1 rRNA gene is annotated in these 488 nt (G+C 51.2%); it reads right to left on the bottom strand.

The annotated features are described in order from the left end of the window. Positions 1–488: ribosomal RNA gene (locus tag HMPREF2760_RS08005) — 23S ribosomal RNA — on the bottom strand; the annotation flags it as partial.

Genomic DNA, 488 nt, shown 5'->3' on the forward strand with positions numbered 1-488 from the left:
ACTAACCGGTCCTCTTAACCTTCCAGCACCGGGCAGGCGTCAGTCCATATACATCAACTTAACGTCTTCGCATGGACCTGTGTTTTTGATAAACAGTCGCTTCCCTCTATTCTCTGCGACCCCACAACCCACAACACTTGCAAGAAGTGTCAAAGTCGTGTGGTCCCCCTTCTCCCGAAGTTACGGGGGCATTTTGCCGAGTTCCTTAACCACAGTTCACCCGAACGCCTTAGTATTTTCAACCTGACCACCTGTGTCGGTTTAGGGTACGGGCCATACATCCACATCGCTAGAGGCTTTTCTCGACAGTACTAGATCACCAACTTCACCCACATTTGGGCTACGCATCACGCCTCAGGTTAAACGGTGTGCGGATTTGCCTACACACCACCTCACACGCTTACACCAACAATCCACTAAGCGGCATGGCTACTACACTGTGTCACCCCATCACTTGAACCACACATCAGGCCCCACGACATCAACAA

Origin of the sequence: Corynebacterium sp. HMSC065D07 (assembly GCF_001810695.1) — a bacterium.
Classification (GTDB): domain Bacteria; phylum Actinomycetota; class Actinomycetes; order Mycobacteriales; family Mycobacteriaceae; genus Corynebacterium; species Corynebacterium hesseae.